General features: G+C 71.0%; 19 protein-coding genes. 4 read left to right on the top strand and 15 right to left on the bottom strand.

Annotation, left to right across the window (positions count from 1 at the left end):
• Positions 1 to 39 precede the first annotated feature (39 nt).
• The 6 genes from IF54_RS0109590 to betA form a co-directional block, all read right to left on the bottom strand.
• Complete coding sequence (locus IF54_RS0109590) at positions 40 to 2,478, bottom strand: GcvT family protein (protein ID WP_030316547.1); 2,439 nt, start codon at positions 2,476 to 2,478, stop codon at positions 40 to 42.
• Between the two features lie 181 nt (positions 2,479 to 2,659).
• Positions 2,660 to 3,625: an ABC transporter substrate-binding protein gene (locus tag IF54_RS0109585; RefSeq protein WP_030316545.1), complete on the bottom strand. Its 966-nt coding sequence runs from the start codon at positions 3,623 to 3,625 to the stop codon at positions 2,660 to 2,662.
• Positions 3,626 to 3,638: 13 nt separating this feature from the next.
• On the bottom strand, positions 3,639 to 5,648 hold the full coding sequence (locus tag IF54_RS0109580) for an ABC transporter permease (protein WP_030316543.1): 2,010 nt from the start codon (positions 5,646 to 5,648) through the stop codon (positions 3,639 to 3,641).
• On the bottom strand, positions 5,648 to 6,736 hold the full coding sequence (locus IF54_RS0109575) for a quaternary amine ABC transporter ATP-binding protein (RefSeq protein WP_030316541.1): 1,089 nt from the start codon (positions 6,734 to 6,736) through the stop codon (positions 5,648 to 5,650). Before IF54_RS0109575 ends, IF54_RS0109580 begins: the two co-directional genes overlap by 1 nt.
• A gap of 20 nt (positions 6,737 to 6,756) precedes the next feature.
• On the bottom strand, positions 6,757 to 8,226 hold the full coding sequence (locus IF54_RS0109570; RefSeq protein ID WP_030316538.1) for an aldehyde dehydrogenase family protein: 1,470 nt from the start codon (positions 8,224 to 8,226) through the stop codon (positions 6,757 to 6,759).
• Positions 8,227 to 8,410: 184 nt separating this feature from the next.
• Positions 8,411 to 10,081: a choline dehydrogenase gene (gene betA / locus IF54_RS0109565; RefSeq protein ID WP_030316535.1), complete on the bottom strand. Its 1,671-nt coding sequence runs from the start codon at positions 10,079 to 10,081 to the stop codon at positions 8,411 to 8,413.
• Between the two features lie 241 nt (positions 10,082 to 10,322).
• Here betA and IF54_RS0109560 point away from each other — a divergent pair, with 241 nt between their 5' ends.
• On the top strand, positions 10,323 to 10,805 hold the full coding sequence (locus IF54_RS0109560) for a MarR family winged helix-turn-helix transcriptional regulator (RefSeq protein ID WP_030316533.1): 483 nt from the start codon (positions 10,323 to 10,325) through the stop codon (positions 10,803 to 10,805).
• Positions 10,806 to 10,839: 34 nt separating this feature from the next.
• Here IF54_RS0109560 and IF54_RS0109555 read toward each other — a convergent pair whose 3' ends face one another.
• The 7 genes from IF54_RS0109555 to IF54_RS0109525 all read right to left on the bottom strand — a co-directional run bounded on the left by IF54_RS0109555 (position 10,840) and on the right by IF54_RS0109525 (position 18,239).
• On the bottom strand, positions 10,840 to 12,027 hold the full coding sequence (locus IF54_RS0109555) for a PP2C family protein-serine/threonine phosphatase (protein ID WP_199821194.1): 1,188 nt from the start codon (positions 12,025 to 12,027) through the stop codon (positions 10,840 to 10,842).
• Positions 12,028 to 12,165: 138 nt separating this feature from the next.
• Positions 12,166 to 14,034: a PP2C family protein-serine/threonine phosphatase gene (locus IF54_RS0109550; protein WP_030316529.1), complete on the bottom strand. Its 1,869-nt coding sequence runs from the start codon at positions 14,032 to 14,034 to the stop codon at positions 12,166 to 12,168.
• Positions 14,031 to 15,185 (bottom strand): SpoIIE family protein phosphatase, encoded by a 1,155-nt coding sequence (locus IF54_RS0109545; RefSeq protein ID WP_030316527.1) that lies wholly within the window; start codon positions 15,183 to 15,185, stop codon positions 14,031 to 14,033. Before IF54_RS0109545 ends, IF54_RS0109550 begins: the two co-directional genes overlap by 4 nt.
• On the bottom strand, positions 15,182 to 15,625 hold the full coding sequence (locus tag IF54_RS0109540; protein WP_030316524.1) for an ATP-binding protein: 444 nt from the start codon (positions 15,623 to 15,625) through the stop codon (positions 15,182 to 15,184). Before IF54_RS0109540 ends, IF54_RS0109545 begins: the two co-directional genes overlap by 4 nt.
• On the bottom strand, positions 15,625 to 16,044 hold the full coding sequence (locus IF54_RS0109535) for an STAS domain-containing protein (protein WP_030316522.1): 420 nt from the start codon (positions 16,042 to 16,044) through the stop codon (positions 15,625 to 15,627). Before IF54_RS0109535 ends, IF54_RS0109540 begins: the two co-directional genes overlap by 1 nt.
• Complete coding sequence (locus IF54_RS0109530) at positions 16,041 to 16,937, bottom strand: STAS domain-containing protein (protein ID WP_030316520.1); 897 nt, start codon at positions 16,935 to 16,937, stop codon at positions 16,041 to 16,043. The genes IF54_RS0109535 and IF54_RS0109530 overlap by 4 nt, the downstream gene beginning before the upstream one ends.
• Before the next feature lie 108 nt (positions 16,938 to 17,045).
• Positions 17,046 to 18,239 carry a PP2C family protein-serine/threonine phosphatase gene (locus IF54_RS0109525; protein ID WP_030316516.1) on the bottom strand — a complete coding sequence of 398 codons (1,194 nt, stop codon included), beginning with the start codon at positions 18,237 to 18,239 and terminating at the stop codon, positions 17,046 to 17,048.
• Positions 18,240 to 18,433: 194 nt separating this feature from the next.
• On the opposite strand from IF54_RS0109525, the gene IF54_RS0109520 reads away from it, so the two are divergent.
• Complete coding sequence (locus IF54_RS0109520; protein WP_030316514.1) at positions 18,434 to 18,865, top strand: MarR family transcriptional regulator; 432 nt, start codon at positions 18,434 to 18,436, stop codon at positions 18,863 to 18,865.
• 397 nt (positions 18,866 to 19,262) lie between these two features.
• Here the strand turns inward: IF54_RS0109520 and IF54_RS0109515 are convergent, their stop codons facing one another.
• Positions 19,263 to 20,102 (bottom strand): RNA polymerase sigma factor SigF, encoded by an 840-nt coding sequence (locus tag IF54_RS0109515; RefSeq protein WP_381011007.1) that lies wholly within the window; start codon positions 20,100 to 20,102, stop codon positions 19,263 to 19,265.
• Between the two features lie 223 nt (positions 20,103 to 20,325).
• On the opposite strand from IF54_RS0109515, the gene IF54_RS0109510 reads away from it, so the two are divergent.
• The gene (locus IF54_RS0109510; RefSeq protein WP_030316505.1) at positions 20,326 to 21,522 is read left to right on the top strand and encodes a phospholipase D-like domain-containing protein; all 1,197 of its coding nucleotides are present in this window, start codon (positions 20,326 to 20,328) and stop codon (positions 21,520 to 21,522) included.
• Positions 21,523 to 21,647: 125 nt separating this feature from the next.
• Positions 21,648 to 22,394, top strand: a complete 747-nt coding sequence (locus IF54_RS0109505) for an IclR family transcriptional regulator (RefSeq protein WP_030316503.1) — start codon at positions 21,648 to 21,650, stop codon at positions 22,392 to 22,394.
• Here IF54_RS0109505 and IF54_RS0109500 read toward each other — a convergent pair.
• Positions 22,382 to 23,509, bottom strand: a complete 1,128-nt coding sequence (locus IF54_RS0109500) for an aromatic ring-hydroxylating oxygenase subunit alpha (RefSeq protein ID WP_030316501.1) — start codon at positions 23,507 to 23,509, stop codon at positions 22,382 to 22,384. The two genes, IF54_RS0109505 and IF54_RS0109500, sit on opposite strands and share 13 nt — an antisense overlap.
• Between the last annotated feature and the right edge of the window lie 66 nt (positions 23,510 to 23,575).

Below are 23,575 nucleotides of genomic sequence, written 5' to 3'. Positions count from 1 at the left end.
GCCGGGAGGGTGCGGGGACGGCGTCTCCTGCGGGCCTGGTCAGCCGCGCAGACGGGACATGGCCGGGTCGAACAGGGGCTCCTCGGCGACCACGGCGTCCACGAACCGGTCGAAGTAGCCGATCCGGACGGGGGTGCCGGGGGTGGCGAGGTGCGCCGGGAGCCACGCGTACGCGATGCCCTTGCCGATGGTGTGGCCGAAGGCGGCGCTGGTGACGTAGCCGACCGCGCGCTCACCGTCGTACACCGGCTCCTTGCCCATGACGACGGCCCGCGGGTCGTCGATGGTCAGGCAGGTCAGCTTCCGTCGGACGTCGGCCGCGCGCCGCTCCAGTGCCGCCTTGCCGATGAAGTCCTCCTTGTCGGCCCTGACGGCGAAGCCGACGCCGGCCTCGTACGGGTCGTGCTCGTAGGTCATGTCGGTGCCGAAGGAGCGGTAGCCCTTCTCCAGGCGGAGGCTGTTGAAGGCGCCCCGGCCGGCCGCGATGCCGCCCAGCGGCTTCGCCGCCCGCCACAGGGTGTCCCACAGCTTCTGTCCGAGATCGGCGGTGGTGTACAGCTCCCAGCCGAGTTCGCCGACGTACGACAGCCGCATGGCCGTCACCGGGACGGACCCGATGTGGGCGCGCTTGGCACGGAAGTACTTCAGGCCGGTGGCTGAGAAGTCCTCGTCGGTGAGGGGCTGGAGGACGTCCCTGGCGAGCGGGCCCCACAGGCCGATGCAGCAGGTTCCGGGGGTGATGTCGCGGACCTGGACGGTGCCGTCGGCGGGGAGGTGGCGGGTGAACCAGTCGAGGTCGAGGTTGCCGTTGGCGCCGACCTGGAAGACGTCGGGGGCGAGCCTCGCGACGGTGATGTCGCTGCGAATGCCGCCGTCGTGGTCGAGGAGCAGGGTGTACGTCACCGAGCCGACGGACTTGGCGACCTTGCCGGTGCACAGCCGCTCCAGGAAGTCGGCGGCGCCCCGTCCGCTCACCTCCAGGCGCTTGAGGGCCGTCATGTCGTACATCGCGACGGTCTCGCGGGTGACCTGGGCCTCGGCACCGACGATCGGCGACCAGTACCGGGCCGCCCAGTCGTTGGGGGTGACGATCGAACGGCCTTCCACCAGACCCGCGTTGGCCTCGTACCAGTGCGGCCGCTCCCAGCCGTTGGCCTCCAGGAACACCGCGCCCAGTTCCTGCTGGCGGGTGTGGAAGGGGCTCGTGCGGATCGGGCGCGGGTCGCCGGAGGGCTGGAGCGGGTGGAGGATGTCGTAGACCTCGACGAAGTTCTGGCAGTCGCGGGCCAGCACGTACTCCGGGGAGAGCTGGTGCGGTTCGAAGCGGTTGACGTCGCACTCGTGGAGGTCGAAGGAGGAGCAGTGGCCGTCGACCAGCCACTCGGCGACGGCCCGGCCGACACCGGCGGAGTGGGTGACCCAGACGGCCTCGGCGACCCAGAAGCCCTTGACGTCCGGGGACTCGCCGAGCAGGGGCATGCCGTCGGTGGTGAAGGAGAAGAGACCGTTGATGCCCTCCTCGACTTTCGCGTCCTTGGTCGCCGGGAGCAGTGACTGGGTCTCGGTCCAGGCGTCCGCGAAGTCGTCCTCGGTGAACTTCAGGACGGACGGCATGGCGTCGGCCTCGTCGCAGGAGAGGATCTCGTCGGCGCTGATCGGCATGGGGCGGTGGCCGTAGTAGCCGATGCCGAGGGTGTCGTGGCGGTCGCGGTAGTAGAGGTCGGCGTCCTGGTGGCGCAGGATCGGGCGGACCGCCTCCTCGGCCTGGCCGGCGAGCGCGGGGACCGGGCCGGTCCAGGCGAGCTGGTGGGCGAGCGGGGTGAGCGGGAGGTTCATGCCCACCATGCGGGCGATCCTCGGGCCCCAGATGCCGGCGCAGCAGACCACGATCTCGGCCTCCAGGTCGCCCTGGTCGGTGCGGACGCCGGTGACCTCGCCGTCGGTACGGAGGATGTCCAGGACCTCGTGACGGTCCAGGAAGGTCACGCCACGGTCGGTGGCCCGGCGGATCTGGGCCTCGACGGCGAGGACGGCCTTGGCGAGGCCGTCGGTGGGGATGTGCAGGCCGGCGAGGACGCGGTCGCGGTTGACCAGGGGGTGCTTCTCGACGCACTCGTCGCCGGTCAGGATCCGCGAGTCCACGCCCCAGGCGGTGAGCCAGCCGTGGCGGCGGTGCAGTTCGGTGACGCGCTCCGGGGTGGTGGCCACCTCCAGGCCGCCGACCTGGAGGAAGCAGGGCTGTCCGTCGACGTCGAGGGAGCAGAACTTCTCGACGGTGTAGCGGGCCAGCTCGGTCATGGTCTTGGAGGGGTTGGCCTGGAAGACCAGGCCCGGGGCGTGCGAGGAGGACCCGCCGGTGGCGGGCAGCGGGCCCTGGTCGACGACGGTCACCTCGGTCCAGCCGCGCGCGGAGAGTTCGTCGGCGAGTGCTGCGCCGACGACGCCCGCTCCGATGATGACCACTCGGGGTCCCGCCATCGCCGCACCTCCGGATAAGTTGCTTTTTACGCAACACGATTCAGGCTGCGCAACTCAATGTGCCCGTCGCGCCGGTGGGTGTCAAGAGGGTCCGTGACCTCGCGGAACCGGCCGGAAAACGGCAAGGCCCGGTGGGCGGCGCGCACCCGCGCGCGCCGCCCACCGGGCCCCCTGGACCGGCCTACTTGAGCCAGGCGTCGACCTTGGCACGGTTGGCGTCGACCCACTTCTTGGCGGCCGCGTCCGGCGTCATCTTGTCCACGGCGATGTACTTCGCCACGACGTTCTGGTCGTCGTTGGTCCAGTTGAACTTCTTCACCAGGTCGTAGGCGGGGCTGCCGGACTTGGCGAACTTGGCGCTGACGATCTTGTCGAGGTCGTAGACCGGGTAGTCGCAGGCCACCTTGGCCGGATCCGCGTCGCAGCCGGTCTTGTACGCGGGCAGGTCGACCTTGACCAGCGGCACCTCGGACAGGAACCACTGCGGCTCGTAGAAGTAGCCGATCACCCACTGCTTGTTCTTCTCGGCGTTGCGGTAGGCCTGGATGAGCGCGGTCTCGCTGCCCGCGTACACCACCTTGAAGTCCAGCTTGAGGTTCTTGACGATGGCCTCGTCGTTGGTGACGTACGACGGGTCGCCGTCCAGGAGCTGGCCCTTGCCGCCGGACTCGGAGGTCTTGAACTTCGCGGCGTACTTGTTGAGGTTCTTCCAGTCCTTGATGTCCGGGTGGGCCTTGGCCAGCCACGGCGGCACGTACCAGCCGATGATGCCCTTGTTGCCGGTCGAGCCGGCCTCCACGGCGGTCTTCTGCTGGGTGATGTACTTCTTCTTCAGGTCGTCGTGACCCCAGTTCTCCAGGACGGCGTCGACCTCTCCGGTGCCGAAGCCCTGCCAGGCGATCTCCTCCTTGAGGTCCTTCTTGGCGACCTTGCACTTCAGGTCGTGCTCGGCGACGTACGCGACGACCGCCGCGTCGGCCTCGTAGCCGACCCACGGGTTGACCGCGAGGTTGAAGGTGCCGCACTTGCCCGAGCTGCCCGAACCGCCAGCCTCCGAGGAGTCGCCGACCTTCGCACCGCCGCAGGCCGTGAGGGTGAGACCGAGGACCGCCAGGCCGGCCGCGCCGGCTCGCCAGTGTCTTGCCATCGTGTGGTGCTCCTTATGCGCTGGTGCGGCGAGCCGCAGCCTGAGTGATCCGGTCGAACATGACGCCGAGCAGGACGATGGCGAGTCCGGCCGCCAGGCCCTTGCCGTACAGCTGTCCCTGCGAGAAGCCGGCCACCACGTCGTAGCCGAGGGCGCCCGCGCCCACGAGGCCGCCGACGACGACCATCGACAGCACGTAGATCAGGCCCTGGTTGGTCGCGAGCGTCAGGGCGCTGCGGGCCATCGGGAGCTGGACCTTGGTGATGATCTGCCAGGTGTTGCACCCGGTGGAGGTGGCCGCCTCGACGGTGGTCGCGGGGACGGTCCGCACCCCGTCCGCGATGATCTTGATGGCGACCGGGGCCGCGTAGACGATCGCGGCGACGATGGCCGTGAACCGGGTCGCGCCGAACAGGGCCAGGAACGGTACGAGGTAGACGAACGGCGGCATGACCTGGGCCGCGTCGAGGGTGGGCCGCACGAGTCGGTCCACCAGCGCGTTGCGGCCCATCCACACCCCGAAGACCGCACCGAGCAGCATCACCAGCACGGTCGCCACCACGGTCGACGCGAGGGTGGTCATGGCGTCCGACCACAGGCCGGTGGCGACCAGCAGGCCCGCGCACACGACCGTGGTGATCCCGGCCCGCCAGCTGCCGAGGACCACGGCGATCCCGGTCAGGGCGGCACCGACCAGCCACCACGGGGAGTCGGTCAGCAGGGTCTGGAAGGGGTTGAGCAGACCGTTGGTGATGACGTCCCGGAAGCCGTTGGTCAGGCCCGACAGGTGGTCCTGGGCCCAGGTGGTCACGTCGTCGGCGGCCTTGGCGACATGGCTGCCGACGCTGCCGTCACCCGGGAACTCGGCCGCCCACACATAGGTGTGCGAGAGGTACACGAGTACGGCCGTCACCGCTCCCCCGGCCACGACCAGATGCCGACGCCACTTGAGCAGGGGGTTGCCGGACCGCCGGGCCGCCTCCGCGCGTCCGCTCGCCGCGGTGGTGACCCGGTCCAGGACGATCGCCAGGACGACGATCGCGAGGCCCGCGTTGAACGCCGTTCCGACGTCGAGGGACTGGAGGGCCTGGACGACGGTCTTGCCGAGTCCGGGGGCGTCGATCAGGGCGGCGATGGTCACCATGGCGAGGGCGGCCATGATGGTCTGGTTGACGCCCATCACCACGGTCCGCTTGGACATGGGCAGCAGCACCTTGAGCAGCGACTGCCTGCGGGTGGCGCCCATGGACTCGGCGGCCTCGACGGTCGTCGGGGGCACCGAGCGGATGGCGTGCGCGGTGATGCGGATGGCCGGTGGCGCCGCGTAGACGACGGTGGCGATGGTCGCGGAGGCGCCGCCGATGAGGAAGAACAGGGTGAGCGGCGCGAGGTAGACCATGGTCGGCATCGTCTGCATGAAGTCCAGGAAGGGCGTGACGATCCGGTTGACCCGTTCCGACAGGCCCGCCCACACCCCCAGCGGAATCGCGAACAGCAGCGCCACGAGGACCGCGGAGAGCGTCAGCGACAGGGTGTCCATGCTCTCCTGCCACAGGCCCTGGAGCCCGAGGAAGGTGAAGCCGGCCACGGCCAGCAGCGCGACCCGCCAGTTGGCCACCGCCCAGGAGACGTAGCCGGCCAGGCCGACGACTCCGAGCCAGCCGATCTGCGGGAGCGGCCGGTCGCCGGAGGGCTGGGAGATGAGGTCCTGGACGAAGGTCACCAGGGTGTCGATGACCAGCCGGATCTCGTTGAAGAAGTACAGGAAGAGCGGGTTGGAGTTGCGGTCGGCGCCGATGGAGTCGTTGACGTCGTTGAGCCGGCGGTGCAGATCGGTGAGGTCGGCCGCGGCCAGCGACAGCGTCTGCTTCCCGCGCAGGACGACGAACAGGCCGAGCCAGACGACCACGATCCCGGCGATCATCATGGACCGGCTGATCCTGCGCGCGGGGGTGACCGGCGGGGGCGTCGGGGCCTGCCGGCCCTCCCCCGAGGTCTCGGGTTTCTCCATGACGACGGTCATCACGCGTCGCCTTCCTGCCCGGCGACCACCGCGAGGATCTCCTCGTCCCCGACGATGCCGAGCAGTTCGCCGTTCTCGACCACCTTGACGGGCTTCTCGGCCGCGAGGACCGCCCGGGTGGCCTCCTTGACGACGACGTCCGGACCCAGCTCGGGCCCGTCCAGCGGGTCTTCGGGGGTCACGGGGCGCATGATCCAGCGCAGGGTCAGCACGTCGCCGCGCGGCACGTCCTTCACGAAGTCACGGACGTAGTCGTCGGCGGGGGCGCCGACGAGTTCGTCGCCGGTGCCGCACTGGACCATCTTGCCGTCGCGCATGATGAGGATGCGGTCGCCGAGCTTGAGTGCCTCGGAGAGGTCATGGGTGATGAACACCATGGTCTTGCCGACCTCGTGGTGCAGCCGGACGACCTCGCTCTGCATGTCACGGCGGATCAGCGGGTCGAGCGCGGAGAACGGCTCGTCGAAGAGGAGGACGTCCGGGTCGCCGGCCAACGCCCGTGCCAGACCCACCCGTTGCTGCATGCCGCCGGAGAGCTGGTCGGGGTAGGAGTTCTCGTAGCCGGACAGGCCCACGAGCTCGACGACCTCCAGTGCCCGCCGGGTGCGCTCGGCCCTTCCCATGCCGCGGATCTCGAGACCGAACGCCACGTTGTCGACGACGCGGCGGTGGGGCAGCAGACCGAAGTGCTGGAAGACCATGGAGAACTTGCTGCGCCGCAGTTCGCGCAGCCGGCGCTCGTCGGCATCCCGGATGTCCTCGCCCTCGAAGACGATCTCGCCGGCGGTGGGCTCGATCAGCCGGGTCAGACAGCGCACCAGGGTGGACTTGCCGGAGCCGGACAGGCCCATGACGACGAAGACCTCGCCGGGCGCGACCTCGAAGTCCACGTCCCGCACGGCGGCGGTGCAGCCCGTGCGCTCCATGAGCTCGCGGCGGCTGAGCCCGCACAGCTCCTCGGAGTCCGGCACCCGCTCGGCCTTCGGCCCGAACACCTTCCACAGCCCGCGCACGGAGATCACCGGTGTGGGAGCCGCGTCCTCGGGGGTGCCGCGCCGCGGCGGCACCTCGGTCTTGGTGGGGGTCATGGTCGACCTCTTCTCGGCGTTCAGCCGCGGAACCAGTGCTGCGGCCGGGGTTGGATGTTCTGCCAGACGTGCTTGGTCTCGCGGTACTCGTCGAGGCCGGTCGGTCCCAGTTCCCGGCCCACACCGGAGTGCCCGAAGCCACCCCATTCCGCCTGCGGCACATAGGGGTGGTAGTCGTTGATCCACACCGTGCCGTGCCGCAGCCGCCGGGCGACCCGCTGGGCCTCCCCCGCGTCCTGGGTCCACACGGCTCCGGCGAGGCCGTACTCGGTGTCGTTGGCGATGCGGACGGCGTCGTCCTCGCCGGTGAAGCGCTCCACGGTGAGGACGGGCCCGAAGGACTCCTCGTGGACCACCTTCATGTCCTGGGTGCACTCGTCGAGGACGGTGGGCGGGTAGAAGTGGCCGTTCGCGAGGGCCGGGTCGGTGGGGCGTGCGCCGCCGCAGCGCAGGACGGCGCCCTCCGCCAGACCGGCCGCCACGTAGGCCTCGACCTTGGCCAGGTGCTGCGCGGAGATCAGTGCCCCGGTCTCGGCCTCGGGGTCGAAGGGCCCGCCGAGGCGGATCAGCCGGGCCCGCCGGACCACCTCGTCGACGAAGCGGTCGTGCAGGGAGTCCTCGACGATCAGCCGGGCACCGGCCGAGCAGACCTGGCCGGAGTGCAGGAAGACGGCCGTGAGCGCGAAGTCCACGGCCGTCTCGAAGTCGGCGTCGGCGAAGACGACGTTGGGGTTCTTGCCGCCGAGTTCCAGGGCGACCTTCTTCACGGTCGCGGCGGCCGTCGCCATGATCCGTCGGCCGGTGTCCAGGCCGCCGGTGAAGGAGACCATGTCGACGCGGGGGTCCTCGGAGAGCGGCGCGCCCACCTCGGGTCCGGCGCCGAGGACGAGGTTGGCCGCCCCGGCCGGCAGTCCGGCCTCGGCCAGCGCGCGGATGAGCAGGATCGAGGTGGAGGGGGTGAGCTCGCTGGGCTTGAGGACGATGGTGTTTCCGGCCACCAGGGCCGGGGCGACCTTCCAACTCGCTTGCAGGAGAGGGTAGTTCCAGGGTGTGATCAGTGCGCACACACCGACCGGCTCGTGGACCACCCGGCTGACGGCGTCGTCCCGCCCGGTGTCGATCACGCGGCCGGCGCCGGTGCCGCCGAGGCCGCCGTAGTAGCGGAGACAGGAGACGACGTCGGCGATGTCGTACTCGCTCTCCACCAGCCGCTTGCCGGTGTCGAGCGACTCGGCGCGGGCGAACTCCTTGGCGTCGCGCTCGATCAGGTCGGCGGTGCGCAGCAGCAGGGCGCCGCGCTCGCGCTCGGGGGTGTGCGGCCAGGGCCCCTCGTCGAAGGCCCGGCGGGCGGCGGCGACGGCCGCCTCGGTGTCGGGGCGGGTGCCCTCGGAGACGGTCGCGGAGAGCGTGCCGTCGGCTGGACATCGGATCTCCCGGCGGCCCGCGGCCACCGGCTCCCGCCATTCACCGTCCACATACAGGTCTGCCACGTCGGGAGCCCTTCGAGCGATTTCGTTGCGCATCGCGCATCGCATTGCTTGTGGTGGAACACTCTGGAGAATGCGTGAACCCACGTCAAGGGGTTGGCGGATGACGGTTTGAGCACGCGGACGCGGTGCGGCCGGGCAGCCGACGGCCGGTTTCCGCAACAAGCGTCCGCGCGCAAATTCCGTGTTACCCGGCCTGCGTGCGCGCGTCGCGGTGGCGGTAGAAGACGGCCTTGGAGGGAGCGAGCGGCTCCTTGCCGAGGATGAGGTCGGCCGCCTTCTCGGCGATCATCATCACCGGCGCGTAGATGTTGCCGTTGGTGACGTACGGCATCACGGACGCGTCGACGACCCGCAGCCCCTCGACGCCGTGCACGCGCATGCTGGTGGGGTCCACGACGGCCATCTTGTCGGTACCCATCTTGCAGGTGCAGGACGGGTGCAGGGCGGTCTCGCCGTCCTTGGCGACCCAGGCGAGGATCTCCTCGTCGGTCTCCACGGAGGGTCCCGGTGAGATCTCCCCGGCGTTGAAGGGGGCCAGCGCGGGCTGGTTGAGCAGCTTGCGGGCGACCCGGATCGCCTCGACCCACTCCCGGCGGTCCTGCTCGGTGGACAGGTAGTTGAAGCGCAGCGCCGGGTGCTCCTGCGGATCCCTGCTCCTGATCTTCACCGAGCCCAGGGCGTCGGAGTACATGGGGCCCACGTGCACCTGGTAGCCGTGTCCACCGGCGGGCACCGAGCCGTCGTAGCGGACCGCGATCGGCAGGAAGTGGAACATCAGGTTGGGGTAGTCCACGTCGTCGTTGCTGCGCGCGAAGCCGCCCGCCTCGAAGTGGTTGGTCGCGGCGGGACCCCTGCGGAAGAGCCATTGCAGGCCGATGAAGGGGGCGCGCCACTTCGCGAGGTACGGCTGCATGGAGACGGGCTGCTTGCAGGCGTACTGGATGTAGACCTCCAGGTGGTCCTGGAGGTTCTCGCCGACGCCGGGCAGGTCGTGGACGACGTCGATGCCCAGCGCGCGCAGCTCCTCCGCGTTGCCGACCCCGGACAGCTGGAGCAGCTGCGGGGAGTTGATGGCACCGCCGCAGAGGATGACCTCCCTGGCGCGGACCTGCTGGAGCGCGCTCTTTCCGCGCCGGTACTCGACGCCGACGGCCTTCTTGCCCTCGAACAGGACGCGGGTCACGAGGGCGCGGGTGGTAACGGTGAGGTTGGGACGCTTCCTGACGGGCTTCAGGTAGGCCTTGGAGGCGGAGAGCCGGCGGCCGCGGTGGACGTTGCGGTCGAACTTGGCGAAGCCCTCCTGCCGGTAGCCGTTGACGTCGTCGGTGGGCGCGTACCCGGCCTCCTCGGTGGCCTTCTGGAAGGCGGTGAACAGCGGGTTGGTGGCCGGGCCGCGCTCCAGGACGAGGGGGCCGTCATGACCGCGGAACTCGTCGTCGGGGTCGGCCGCGAGACAGTTCTCCATGCGCTTGAAGTACGGCAGACAGTGCGCGTAGTCCCAGGTCTCCATGCCGGGATCGGCGGCCCAGCGCTCGTAGTCCATGGGGTTGCCGCGCTGGAAGATCATGCCGTTGATGCTGCTGGAGCCGCCCAGCACCTTGCCGCGGGCGTGGTAGACGCGCCGGCCCCCCATGTGCGGTTCGGGCTCGGACTCGTACTTCCAGTCGTAGAAGCGGCTGCCGATGGGGTAGGTCAGCGCCGCGGGCATATGGATGAAGACGTCCCACGGATAGTCGGGCCGACCGGCCTCCAGGACCAGCACCTGGTTGGCCGGGTCGGCGGACAGGCGGTTGGCCAGCGCGCTGCCGGCCGATCCACCACCGACGATGACGAAGTCGTACTGCTGAGGAGCCATGGTCCCTCGTCTCGCTCGCGCCGTAGATATGCGCGGCATGCTAATACGGGTATCGCTATGCGCACCAGGTTGCGACCGACGCAACCTGGCGGGGAGATTCAGGACGAAACCGCGTTTCCCGTTCGGCCGGACTTCCTACGATGGCCCGGGTTCGGAGTGCTTGCTCGACGATGCTTCGGGTACCGCGTTTGAATGAGGGTTGCATCTGTATGGGCAGGCGATTACTGAAAGCGATGTGTTCGTGACGCGTCTCAGTGGCTCCGGGGACGACCAGGCAAGCGGGTCGGCCGAGGATCCCATGGCCCTCGCGCGGGAGATCTCCGACGCCGTGGACCGCCTCGCGAACCTCTGGTCCGTCGCCGCTCAGGGCGCCCGCCTCCGCTTGTCGCCGCACCAGTTGCGGGCTCTTCAGATCCTGGAGGCGACGCCCGGGCTGAACCTCACCGCGCTGTCGGAGAGCATGGACATAGGTCTGCCGACCGCGAGCCGGCTCTGCGACCGACTGGAGGCGGCCGGGCTGCTGGAGCGGGCGCTGCACCCGCAGAAGCGGCGCGAGGTGCGACTGAGCCTGACCGGTCCCGGCCTCCAAGTGCTCGACGAGGTGAGCGCCCGCAGGTCACAGGCGCTCGCCTCGGTCCTCGCGGCGATGACCCCGGCCGAACGCTCGGCCCTCGAACGAGGCCTTGGGGGATTCCGGGCGGCACAGGACACGCCCGAGCCCTGAGGAGCCGGCCGAAGAATTCCTCCCGGGACACCGGTCAGGCGGTGCGGCCGTGCCAGTCCAGGCAGATGACGGCCGCGTCGGCCGGGAGCTCCCTGCTGCCGTGGTGGTCGATCAGGCCGGACACGACCGCGCGTGCCGTCTCGTACGCCGGGGTCGACCGGGTCGCGACGAGAATCCCGCGCAGGGCCCGCTCCCCGAAGAGGTCACCCGTCGCCGAGCGGCTGCCGTGCACACCGGAGCTGACCACGATGAGCCGGTCGCCGGGCTCCACGTGGAAGGTCTGCTCGTCGTAGAGCGTCTCCTCGAACATCCCGAGCGGCAACTGTGCGTCCAGCTCGACGCGTTCGACGTGCTCGCCGCGCTGCCGGAACAGCTGCGGGGAGCCCGCGTCGACGGCCCGCACGAGGCCGGTGGCGAGATGGAACTCCAGCAGCAGGGTGGAGGCGTACACCTTGCCGCCGTACTGGGCGAAGACCGCCTGGTCGGCGAGACAGGCCTGGTCGGCGAGGCCTATGCCGGCCCGGCGGGCGTTGCGCAGGGCGCCCACCGTCAGGCTGGTCAGCAGGGCGGCGTTGATGCCCTCGCCCATGCCGTCGGTGACGGACAGGACGAGATGGTCGGCGCTGGTGGACCAGTCGAAGTTGTCGCCGCCGATGGAGTAGGCGGGTTCCAGATGGGCGCCGATGGCGTACTCCTCGCGCGCGCACCCGCGGCCGGGCAGCAACTGCCACTGCATCTCGGCGGCCAGGGTGAGCCGACGGGTGCGACGGGCCTGGAGGTAGAGGTCGGTGTCGCGGCCCGCGGTGGTGACCTCATGGCCGAGCGCCGTCGCGAAGTCACCGAGGCGCCGGACGTTCTCGGGGGCCGCGATGCCCGCGGGCAGCCGTACGGACAGCACGCCGAGGCGGTCTCCGCGCACGGTGATGGGCAGGTGCACCAGGTGGCCGGCCGGGTCGCTCAGGTCCTCGACCACCGGGCTCTGACGGGTGAAGGCGCTGCCCGCCGGGCCCTCGTGGGCGGACACCGGCTCCTCTGTGTGCGGCAGATGGGAGACCGGCTGGAGCACGGCCAGTCCGTAGTCGGCGAGCAGGAGGGTCACGTCCTGGGCACCGGCGCGCTCGGCCAGCAGGCGGCGGGCGGTGGCGACCAGCGCGTGCGGAGGTGCCGCGCGCAACTGGGCTTCCATGGACGGAAGCGACTCGAAGGCGTTCACGGCATCCACCCTTTCACCATGTCTCCTCCACGCTATCGCGCGGGTGACCGGTCTCAGAGGCAGTGGGCCGAGGAGGCCTGTGCCGAGAACGCCGTGCGGTGAGGAGGCCGCGGGCTCGGGACGCCTCGGGCCGGAGAGGCCGTGCGCTCAGGACGCCGGGTACGTGACGGTGTGGCACAGCAGCAGGCAGACGTCGTCGTCGCGCTCCGAATCGTGCATCAGGGGCTTCAGCAGCGCCTCGGCGGCCGCGTCCAGGTCCTGTTCCAGCTCCGGGGTGCTGAGCCCGGCCAGCGCCTGGCGGAGCCGCTCGATGCCCGGGTCGATGCCGTGCGCCCGGCGTTCGACCAGTCCGTCCGTGTACAGCACCAGGGAGGAGCCCGCCGGGAGCCGGGTGACATGGTCGGCGTAGGTGAAGGCGATGGGAATGCCCAGCATGACGCCGGGAGCGTCGTCCAGTATCCGCACCGAGCCGTCGGCGTCGCGCACCACGGCGGGCGGATGGCCCGCCGACGCCCAGACCACCTCCGGGTCCCCGGGACGGAAACGGGCGATCATCGCGGTGGCGTACAGCTGGGGTTGCAGATGGCGGAGCATGCGGTGCAGACGCGTGAGGATCTCCGCCGGGGAGTTGTCCTCCACGGCGTAGGCCCGCAGTGCCGTGCGCAGTTGGCCCATGACGACGGCGGCGTGCATCCCGTGCCCGGTCACGTCCCCTATGACGGCCAGCAGACTGCCGTCGGGCTGGAGGAAGGCGTCGTACCAGTCGCCCCCGATGTTCATGCCCTGGGACGCCGGGAGGTAGCGCGCGGCCAGCAGCAGGCCGTCGGGGTCGGGCAGCTCGGTGAGCTGGGCGCGCTGGAGGGCCTCGGCGGTGTCGCGGTGCTGCTCGTACCGGCGGGCGTTGTCCAGGGCGACACCGGCCCGGCGGCCGAGTTCGACGAGCATCAGGCAGGTGTCCGCGTCGAAGCGGGGGCCGGGGGCGATGAGGGTGAGCACACCCAGCAGGCGGTGTGTGATCAGGGGAATGGCGAGCAGGGGCCGGTCCGGCGACATGGCGGCGGGCGGGAGGTCGTCGGTGCCCGGCAGGTTCCCGGGGTGCGCGGCGGCGTGCTGGGGGCGGCCCGTGCGTGCGGCGACCACCGCGGCCCTGGAGTGTTCCTGTACGGGGCCGGCCTCCTCGTCGCCCTGCTCCTCGTCGAAGAGCCAGACGTCGAGGCGTGCCGCGTACTCCGGTACCAGCAGGTCGGTCAGCCGGCGCAGGACTTCGGTGGGGCTGAGGGAGGAGGTGATGGCCGCGCTGGCGTCGGCTAGGAAGTTCAGCAGGCGCCGGGCCCGCTCCACCTCGGCCCGCGCGGACCGCTCGGCCTCCAGCAGTTCCCCCTGGGCCAGCGCGGCGGCCTCCAGGTCGGAGTGCAGCGCGAGGACACCCTGGTTCGTCTGGTGCAGCTCCTCGCGGTGCAGCTGGACGAGTCGTTCCTGCTCGTCCAGGAGGCGCAGTACGGCGGCGGTGTCCTCGTCGGCGGACAGCAGGGCCCGGGACGGCGACATCGGGCGACCGGCGCGGCCGCCGACGCGACCGCCGGGCGCGGGCGGGTTCGGCAGCGGGCAGGAGAGGACCGGCTCGCCGGCCCGTCCGTCCTCTGCGGTCCCGCCGTCGAAGGGCCGCAGGCTCCCGCCGTCGATGGGCCGCAGGGTTTCGACGTCGATGGGCCGCAGGGTTTCGACGTCGATGGGCCACAGGTTCCCGTCGTCGACGGGCCGCGGCTTCCCTCCGTCGAAGGGCCGCAGCAGGACGTCGAGCCGTCCCTCGTGCTCGGTTCCGCAGGTGAGGAGGCGGAGCTCCCAAGTGCCGCCCTGGTCGAGGCAGTTCCGCAGCCGGGCGGACAGGGAGGTCAGGAAGCGGGCCCGGTCCGGTGCCGGGGTGCCGGCGGCCACGACGATGCCGGCGGCGGCGGCACGGGCACGGGCCGCGTCGGCCGCCGACGCGATCTTCCAGACGTCGGTGTGGTCGGTCATGGACCTCCGTCCGCGGCGGGGGTCAGGACGGCCACACTGGTGTCGTCCCGCAGCGGCCGTGCGGCGCTGCCGGCGTCCCGCAGGACGACCGCGGCCACCACGGCGGGATCGTGGGCGAGGAGCAGGGGATCCAGGGGCGGCACCCAGCGGCCCGGCAGCCCGTCGCTGTGCAGGACGAGCAGGCTGTCGTGCCCCCAGTCGGCCTCGCGCAGCGGCACGGTGGCAGGGAAGTGCGCCCCGACAATGCCCGGGTGCGAGATGAACGGCTGCCACCCGGTTCCGGTGCGCAGCCTGGCGCCGATGTTGCCGACCCCGGCGAAGGCCAACCGGCCGGTGTCCTCGTCGAGTTGGGCGACCCCGACGGCCGCGCCGCGGGTCGTCCGCAGCACGGTGTGCAGGCGTCGCAGAAGGTCGGCGGGCGGCAGGTCGGCGTCGCGGCGCAGTTCCTCGACGGCAGCCGTGGACGCCTCGGCCGCCTTCTCGCCGTGGCCGAGTCCGTCGGCGAGCAGCAGGGTGACACGGGAGCCGGAGCGGACCCAGGCGAAGGCGTCGCCGGAGTGTTCGGCGTGGGCGTAGGAGGCGGTGACGCCACCAGCCCGGACGCTGTCGCCGGCCCGGACGCCCCCGCCGACCCGCACGCTCCCGCCCACCCGCAGGTTCCGACCGACCTGGACACTGCCGCCGGTCCGCAGGCCGCTCCCCGCTCGCCCCGAGCCCTTGGCGCGCGACGTCCGCGTCGAGGTGATGCGCGCGACGGCGACGGTGCCCTCCCCGGGCCGGCTGTGCAGGTCGAAGTCGTCGGCGACGCGCCGGCAGGTGCCGAGCCCCGCCCCGAGGGAGGCGGCGGAGGTCGTGTAGCCGTCCGCGCTGGCCGCCCCGACGTCACCGATGCCGGGCCCGTGGTCGAGCGAGACGATCTGGACGCAGGGTTCGGTCCCCGCGCGGGAGTCGGCGGAGCCGACGAGGTTGATGACGATACGGCCGCCGCTGGCGTGCTTGACGAGGTTGGTGGCCAGTTCGGTGGCGACCAGTGCCGCGGCCGCCGTGCTGGGGGCGTCGAGCGACACCTCGGCACAGGCGGCCTCCGCCGCCACGCGCGCGTCCCGGACCCGGGTGCTCTCCTGGACCGGGATGTCCCAGACCCTGCTCATGGCGCCCCCGTGCGGGGCGAGGGCAGCCCGGCGGCCCATTCGGTGACGGTGACGGTGGTGCCCTCGCCGGGGCGGCTGTCGAGGGTGAACTCCTGGACCAGCCGTTTGGCCCCGCTCAGGCCCATGCCCAGGCCGCCCCCGGTGGTGTAGCCGTCGGTCATGGCGAGTTCGACGTCCCGGATGCCGGGACCGTTGTCCACGAAGGACAGGCGCAGTCCGCGGGCGGCGCCCTCCTCCAGTGTCGTCATCTCCACGTGCCCGCCACCGCCGTGCACCAGGGTGTTGCGGGCGAGTTCGCTGGCCGCGGTCACCAGTTTCGTCTGCTGGACCAGGCCGAAGCCGAGGCCGGCGGCGGCCCGGCGGACCTGCTGGCGCACCCACGCCAGGTCGGCGTCCGAGGCGATGGGCAGCCGGGCGGTGGGGGCGGGTGGGGCATGCATCAAGCATCCCCTTCCGGGTGTGCGGGGGCGGCCGGCCCTGGGGCGCGCCCGAGGAGGGACAACGCGCTGTCGACGTCCAGAGCCGTCGTCAGACCGGGCAGGGTGAGGCCCAGTTCGACCAGGGTGATGGCCACGGCGGGACGCATCCCGGCCACGACGGTCCGGGTGGCCAGCAGCCGGGCGTTGGCCGCGATCTCGGCGAGGATGCGGCCGAGGAAGGAGTCGACGATCTCCACCCCGGAGATGTCGATGACGACTCCGCCCACCGGCACCGGGTGGTGGGCGATGCGATGGGAGATGTGGTCCTGGAGCTGCTCGGCGGTGGCGTCGTGCAGCTCTCCCTGCAAGGAGACCAGCAGGACGTCTCCCAGTGCCAGGACCGGCACCGAGGAGGCGGGGGTGGCGGGGAGGCCGCTCACCGCGGGCTCCCTCCCTGGGCCGGGCCCTGGGAGACGACGATGCCCTGCTCGGTGAGCGCGTAGGCCAGGGCGTCGGCCAGGCCGGCCCGGGTGATGATCGTCCCGAGGTCGATGCCGAGGTGGACGATGGTCTGCGCGATCGCGGGACGGATGCCGGAGACGATGCACTCGGCGCCCATCAGGCGGGCTGCGGCGACCGTCTTCATCAGGTGCTGGGCGACCAGCGAGTCGACGGTCGGCACGCCGGTGATGTCGAGGATGGCGTACCGGGCCCGCTGGTCCACGATCGCCTCCAGCAGGCTCTCCATCACGACCTGGCTGCGGGCGCTGTCGAGGGTGCCGATGAGCGGGACGGCGACGATGCCCTCCCACAGCTTGATGACGGGGGTGGCCACCTCGAGGAGCTGGAGCTGCTGCCGGGCGATGAGTTCCTCGCCCGCGCTGACGCTCGTCTCCATGACCACCACACGCAGCGTGCCCATCAGGACGGTCAGCGCGAGCAGACAGGCCTCGACGTGCTCGCTGGAGGAATCCTCGAGCTCGGCCCTCAGCAGGGCGAGGGCCGGCTCCCGAAGGCCCGCCACCTCGCCGGCGATCTGGGAGGAGCTGAAGCCGGCCTGGGTCCGGGAGGCGGCCATTCGCCCGAGCTGGTCGCGGACGGCGCCGAAGCCCGGGGCCTGCACGTCCTCCAGCCGACCGGAGCGGGCCACGTCGGCCAGGGCGTCCACGACGGCCTTGCAGGCCTCGACGGCCTCGTCACGTGAGACGGTGAAGACGGTACGGAACAGGGGCGCGTCCGCCCAGCGCTGGGCGATCTGCTCGCGCCTGCGTTCCAGGAACCCGCCGAGCTCCTTCGCCACCCCGTCAGCCGTGTCGTGGTCAGCCACCTGCATCGTCTCCCTGCCGCTGTCTCGTCAACCCACCTCACCGCGGGCCATCTTGCAATTATTGCCTTATGACAAACATTATCGTCGCCGCCCATCCCGAACAACACGGGATCGTCACAACCGACCGGAGCCGTCCTCGCCGCTGCGGGGTCGGCCACGCCAGTCCAGACAGACGACCAGGGCGTCGTCGTCCGCGAGGGCCTCACCGCGATGACCGGTCAACTCCCGCAGGACCGCACGCGGCACCTCGGCGGCGGGCAGCAGCCGGGTGGCGTGGATGGCCCGCGTGAGAGCCGCGTCGCCGTACGCCTCGCCACGCGGGGAGGCCACGGTGTGCACTCCGTCACTGACGAAGACGAGCCGGTCGCCCGGCTCCACCTGGAAGTCCTGGGCGACGTAGTCCGTCTCCTCGAACATGCCCAACGGCAACTGGGCGTCGAAGTCGACGCGTTCCACGGTCCCGTCGCGCAGCCGGAGCAACTGGGGGGAGCCCGCGTCCACGACGCTCGCCCGGCCGGTGCGCAGGTCGAAGTCGAACATGAGGACCGACAGATAGCAGCGTCCCTGGTAGTGGGCGTAGACCGCCTGGTCCGCCAGGGCGGCCTGGTCGGCGATGGGGATGCCGGCCCGCCGGGCGTTGCGCAGGGCGTTGATGGCCAGGTTCGTCAGGAGCGACGCCTCTATGCCCTCCCCCATGCCGTTGGTCACGTAGAGGCTCAGGTGGTCGGCGGTGGCGGACCAGTCGAAGTTGTCGCCGAAGATGGCGTACGCCGGTTCCAGCTGGGCCGCGAGGTCGAACTCGGGGCGGGAGCAGGCACGTCCGGGCAGCAGCTGCCACTGCATCTCGGCGGCCAGGGTGAGCCGGTCCTTGCGGCGCGCCTGGAGGTAGAGGTCGGTGTCGCGCTCGGCCACGAGCACCTCGTGCCCCAGCACGTCGGCGATCTCGACCAGTTCGGACTCGTAGCGGCGGGCCTCGTCGGCCGTGGCCAGCGTGACCGTCAGCACTCCGAGGCGGTCGCCGCGCACACTGACCGGCAGGTGCAGCCGGACCGGTCCGTCCCCGAGGTCCTCGCGGTACGGCCGCTGGGAGCCGAAGGCCCGTCCGGCCGGGCTGTTGTGCACGGAGACCGGGTCGAGCGTGTGCGGCAGCACCGAGACCGGCTGGAGCACCGTCAGGCCGTAGTCGGCCATGAACAACTCGACGGACCGGGCGCCGTACCGTTCGGCGAGGACGGCACGCACGGCGTCGAGGAGCTCGTGGGGAGCCGCTGTCCGCAGGGCGCGTTCAGCGGCCTCGAATCTGTTCACGATGAGCAATACACCATCTTTCGTCGGGGACGTGGGGCCTCGCTCGGGAGATCCGCCATGTGCACGAGCTGTGTCGGTCGCGGCGGCCCGTCGGGGGCCGGGCCCGCGCCTAGTACGCTGACAGGCACCCGAGTGCCTGCGAGAGTGTGACCGTGACTGCCTTCCGCCGCCCCGCGCCCGATGAGGTGGCGCGCGTGACCACGACGGCCGTCGAGTTGCTGGAGTTCGTGTGGGGCAGGGCCTCGACCGCGCCCGCCTCCGCGTCCCAGCTGCGGGTGCTGCACATCCTCGAGCACCATGACGGCATCAACCTCCGCGCGCTCGCCGAGTCCCTGGCCTCCACGCCGCCGTCCACGAGCCGGCTGTGCGACCGGCTGGTGGCCGCCGGATTCGTCGAGCGGGTGACGGGCGTCCAGGACCGCCGCGAGGTGAGGCTGCACCTCAGCGGCCGGGGCCGGGCCTTCCTGGCCGATCTGCGGGCCCGCCGGGAGAAGGAGCTGAGCAGGGTGCTGGCGGACATGCCCGCCGCCAAGCGGGTCGCGTTGCTGGAGGGGCTGGAGGCCTTCTGCGCCTCGGCGGCGACGCAGCTGCACGACTCACAGGAGTCCGACAGCCGGACCGCCTGAACCACGTCGCGCGGCACCGGTGCCGCCGTCACCCCTCGGCGACGGCGCCCCGCGCACGGAGCGGTCTCCGTCAACCGGAGCATTCCAGGTCCTTCCCCGCGCACGTCCGACACGGCCACTTTGTTGCCTCCTGACTATTGTTGTCAAACGGCAACAGTGCGCTTTCGCGGCCCTTACTCCGACTCGCTTACCCCGAATCCGCGCGAACTGTGATGGTTGTGTGCCATCTCTCTCGAACGAGTGGTATCGGGCCCCGCCAGGCGTTCCCGTGTGCGACGGAGCGCGACCTCACACCCAGGCGCGGGCGGCCGTGAAGACGGGGTGAAAAACGGGAGCGGCACCTCCGGTGTGCGCCGGAGGTGCCGCTGGTGATCGCGGATTCGTGTACCGGGTCGGGTCAGCGGGTGCTGAGCATGCCCTCGCGCAGCCGGGCCAGCAGTCGGGCGATCAGCCGGGAGACGTGCATCTGGGAGACCCCGAGACGTTCGGCGATCTGGGCCTGGGTGAGTTCCTCGACGAAGCGCCAGTGGATGATCCTGCGGTCGCGGTCGTCGAGCGAGGCGATCATCGGCGCGAGGGCGTGGAAGTCCTCGACCAGGCCGAGGGCCGGGTCCTGGCCGCCGATGAAGTCGGCGAGCGCGCTCTCCCCGTCCTCGCTGCCGTTGATCGCCGCGTCCAGGGACGCCGACCGGTAGGCGTTGGAGGCCAGTTGGGCCTCGACGACCTCCTCCTCGGGCAGGCTCATCAGCTCGGACAGCTCCGCGGTGGTCGGAGTGCGGCCCAGCCGGCTGCTCAGCTCCTCGCTGGCGCGGGCCAGTTGCACCCGGGCCTCCTGGAGCCGGCGCGGCACGTGCACGGCCCAGGAGGTGTCGCGGAAGAACCGCTTGATCTCGCCGACTATGTAGGGGACGGCGAAGGAGGTGAACTCCACCTCGCGGGTCAGCTCGAACCGGTCGATCGCCTTGATCAGGCCGATCATGCCGACCTGGACGATGTCCTCCCGCTCCTCCTGGCCCCGGCCGCGGAACCGGCCGGCCGCGTAGCGGACCAGTGAGATGTTCATCTCGATCAACGTGTTGCGGGCGTACTGGTGCTCGGGGGTCCCTTCCTCCAGGACCGCGAGCTTCTCGAAGAACAGCTTCGACAGTTCACGCGCGTCCTTGGGAGCGACCTGGGAAGGGTCGGTGATCTCCGGCATGCCCGCCGTCCGTCCGGCAGTTTGCACGGTCGTCGCCATCATGTGCCCCTCCACAGGGTGTCCTTGCCTGAGCCGGTCCGGCGACCGGCGATCAGCCGTCTACCCCCACCTCCTGCGCATATGCCCGCACTTCGCGGATCTTCCGCGACTCTTCCGCGACCGGGGCACGGCGGCCGGGAGTGAGTGCGGGGCTCCCGGGCATCCGCTCTCCGGGCCGCACCGCGGCCCGCGACCAACGGTCCTACCCTCCGGGAGATTCGGCGTGATCCTCGATGACAGACCCGTGTCCCCCGCATCCGGCGCGGAGGCCCGCAAGCTGCGGCTGCGGCGCCGCCTGGAGCGGCTGATCGGCGTCGCCGCCACCGAAGGCAACGAGCTGGTCCCCTTGCGCAACGGCGACCGGATCTTCCCCGCGATGCTCGGGGCGATCCAATCGGCGCGGCACACGATCGACATGATGACGTTCGTCTACTGGCGCGGCGAGATCGCCCGCGACTTCGCCGCCGCTCTCGCCGACCGCGCCCGGGCGGGTGTGCGGGTACGGCTGCTGCTCGACGGTTTCGGCGCCAAGGAGATCGAGCCGAGCCTGCTGGACCTCATGGACACCGCCGGAGTGCAGGTGGCCTGGTTCCGCAAGCCGGTGTGGCTGTCGCCGTTCAAGCAGAACCACCGCTGCCACCGCAAGGCCCTGATCGTCGACGAGCACACCGCGTTCACCGGCGGGGTGGGCATCGCGGAGGAGTGGTGCGGTGACGCCCGCACCCCCGGGGAGTGGCGGGACACCCATGTCCAGGTGCGCGGCCCGGCCGTGGACGGCATCGCCGCCGCGTTCGCCCAGAACTGGGCAGAGTGCCACGACGAACTCTTCGACGAGCGCGACCGTTTCACGGAGCACCGCCAGGCCGGCTCGTCGGTCGTACAGGTGGTGCGCGGCTCCGCCAGTATCGGCTGGCAGGACATGCAGACCCTCATCCGCGTGATGCTCGCCTCCGCCGAGGAGCGGTTCCGGCTCGCCACCGCGTACTTCGCGCCCGACACCTACTTCGTCGACCTGCTGTGCGACACCGCCCGGCGGGGCGTACGTGTGGAGATCCTGCTCCCCGGCCCGCACACCGACCAGCGCGCCTGTCAGCTCGCCGGTCAGCAGCACTACCGGCGGCTGCTGGAGGCGGGGGTGCGGATCCGGCAGTACCAGCCGACGATGATGCACGCCAAGATCATCACGGTCGACTCGGTCGCCTCCCTCATCGGCTCCACCAACTTCAACCGCCGCTCCATGGACCACGACGAGGAGGTCATGCTCGCCGTGCTGGACGAGACGTTCACCGCCGCACTCGACCAGGACTACGAGGCCGATCTGGAGCACAGCGTGGCCATCGAACTCGCCCGGTGGAAACGGCGTCCGGCCCTCCAGCGGGCCAAGGAGGCGGCCGTGACCCCGATCCGGCGTTTCCTGTGAACGCCCGGGAAGCCGGGGGCGCCCGGAGTCGCGGTCGCAAACCCGCTGTAGCGCAGAGTGCGTATAGTTGCGTTGTGAGCAACTACAACCCGGACAACGAAACGACAGGGTCGTCGAGCGGCGGAGTGCAGTCCGTCGACCGGGCCATTCACGTTCTGGAGATCCTGGCCCGCCGGGGCGAGGCCGGCGTCAGTGAGGTCGCGGGCGAGATCGAGGTCCACAAGTCCACGGCGTTCCGGCTCCTCGGGGCCCTGGAGGCGCGGGGCCTGGTGGAACAGGCCGGTGAGCGCGGGAAGTACCGGCTCGGCTTCGGGATCGTGCGGCTGGCCGGCGCGGTCACCGGGCGCATCGACATCACCCAGCAGAGCCGCCCGGTCTGCGAGGACCTGGCCGAGGAACTCGGCGAGACCGTCAACCTCGCGGTGCTCCAGGAGAGCTACGCGGTCAACCTCTACCAGGTGCGCGGCCCGGGTGCCGTCACCGCGCAGAACTGGGTCGGCCAGCTGACCCCGCTGCACGCCACTTCCAGCGGCAAGATCCTGCTGGCCCACCTGCCCGACGAGGAGCGCTCGGCGCTGCTGACGGAGACCGGTCTGAAGAAGGTCACCCCGCGCACCATCACCGCGAAGACCAAGCTCGAGCGGAACCTCGCCGAGGCCCGGGAACGCGGGTACGCCTGGGCCCTGGAGGAGCTGGAGCTGGGTCTGCACGCCATGGCCGCGCCGGTGCGCGACCGGGACGGCGAGGTCATCGCGGCGCTCAGCGCCTCGGGGCCCGCGTACCGGCTCTCCGAGGAGCGCCTGCACGAACTCGCCCCGGTCCTGGTCAAGGGCGCGCAGGAGATCAGTCACCGCATGGGCTACCTGGGCTGACCGCCCAGCCGGGCCTGCACCCAGTCGTGGAACTCCCCGATGTGGTGCTCGCTGGGCACGAGGACACCGCCCTTGGCATAGAGCCGTGAGCTCATCCCGGGCTGGGTGCGCTCGCAGGCGTCGAAGTCCTGCCGGTTGACCCGGTCGAACAGCTCCACCGACCGGCTGACGTCCTTGCCGCTCTCGACGACGTGCGGAAGGTAGAGCCAGTCGCACTCGACGACCGTCCGGTCCGCGGCCATCGGGTACATCCGGTGCAGGATCACGTGGTCGGGCACCAGGTTGACGAAGACCTGCGGCCGCACGGTGATCGCGTAGTAGCGGCGGTCCTGGTCCTCGGAGACTCCGGGCAGCCGGTCCAGGCCCTCCGAGCCGTCCACGGTGAAGCCCTGGATGTCCTCGCCGAATTCCGCGCCGTGGCCCACGTAGTACTGGGCGGCGTAGCCGTCGGCGAACTCCGGGAGCACCTCGGTGAGTTCGGGGTGGATCGTCGCGCAGTGGTAGCACTCCATGAAGTTCTCGATGATCAGCTTCCAGTTCGCCTTCACGTCGTAGACGATCCGGCGGCCGACGCTGAGGTGGTCGATGTCGTAGCGCTCGATGGACTCGGTGTCGCCGAGCCGGGTGATCACGTCCTGGATCACCTCGTCGAAGGGCGGCGGGTCCTCGGCGAGGCACACCCACACATAGCCGAGCCACTCGCGCACGGCCACGCCCGCCAGGCCGTACTCGGTGCGGCCCACGTCCGGCATCTTCGTCAGGTTCGGGGCCGCGACGAGCTTGCCCGTCAGGTCGTACGTCCAGGCGTGGTACGGGCATTGGAAGGCCCGCTTGACCTCGCCGGACTCCTCGGTGCACAGCTTGGCGCCGCGGTGCCGGCACACGTTGAACCAGGCGCGGACCGAGTGGTCCCGGGCGCGTGCGATCAGGATGCTCTCCCGGCCCACCTGCACGGTCCTGAAAGCGCCGGGGCGGGGCAGGTCGTCGGCGCGGACGGCGCAGAACCACATCGCTTCGAAGATGCGCTCCTGCTCCTGGGCGAAGATCCCGGGATCCGTGTAGGAGGCGCCGGGGAGGGTGGCGATCAGACTGTCCGGCAGGCTGGTCGAGGTCACAGGGCACTCCTCGGGGATGTCGTGGACCGGTGAGGCACGGCCGGCCGGAGCCGGCGGCGTTCTGTA

The organism is Streptomyces sp. NRRL B-3229 (assembly GCF_000719505.1).
GTDB lineage: Bacteria > Actinomycetota > Actinomycetes > Streptomycetales > Streptomycetaceae > Streptomyces > Streptomyces griseorubiginosus.
The sequence above is the reverse complement of the archived record's forward strand: the minus strand, read 5'-3'. Positions and strand labels throughout refer to the sequence as shown.

Bases quoted from the DNA above. Each gene is read 5' to 3' on its own strand.
- IF54_RS0109590 (WP_030316547.1), bottom strand. From the start codon at position 2,478: ATGGCGGGACCCCGAGTGGTCATCATCGGAGCGGGCGTCGTCGGCGCA.
- IF54_RS0109585 (WP_030316545.1), bottom strand. From the start codon at position 3,625: ATGGCAAGACACTGGCGAGCCGGCGCGGCCGGCCTGGCGGTCCTCGGT.
- IF54_RS0109580 (WP_030316543.1), bottom strand. From the start codon at position 5,648: ATGACCGTCGTCATGGAGAAACCCGAGACCTCGGGGGAGGGCCGGCAG.
- IF54_RS0109575 (WP_030316541.1), bottom strand. From the start codon at position 6,736: ATGACCCCCACCAAGACCGAGGTGCCGCCGCGGCGCGGCACCCCCGAG.
- betA (WP_030316535.1), bottom strand. From the start codon at position 10,081: ATGGCTCCTCAGCAGTACGACTTCGTCATCGTCGGTGGTGGATCGGCC.
- IF54_RS0109550 (WP_030316529.1), bottom strand. From the start codon at position 14,034: ATGACCGACCACACCGACGTCTGGAAGATCGCGTCGGCGGCCGACGCG.
- IF54_RS0109545 (WP_030316527.1), bottom strand. From the start codon at position 15,185: ATGAGCAGGGTCTGGGACATCCCGGTCCAGGAGAGCACCCGGGTCCGG.
- IF54_RS0109540 (WP_030316524.1), bottom strand. From the start codon at position 15,625: ATGCATGCCCCACCCGCCCCCACCGCCCGGCTGCCCATCGCCTCGGAC.
- IF54_RS0109530 (WP_030316520.1), bottom strand. From the start codon at position 16,937: ATGCAGGTGGCTGACCACGACACGGCTGACGGGGTGGCGAAGGAGCTC.
- IF54_RS0109515 (WP_381011007.1), bottom strand. From the start codon at position 20,102: ATGGCGACGACCGTGCAAACTGCCGGACGGACGGCGGGCATGCCGGAG.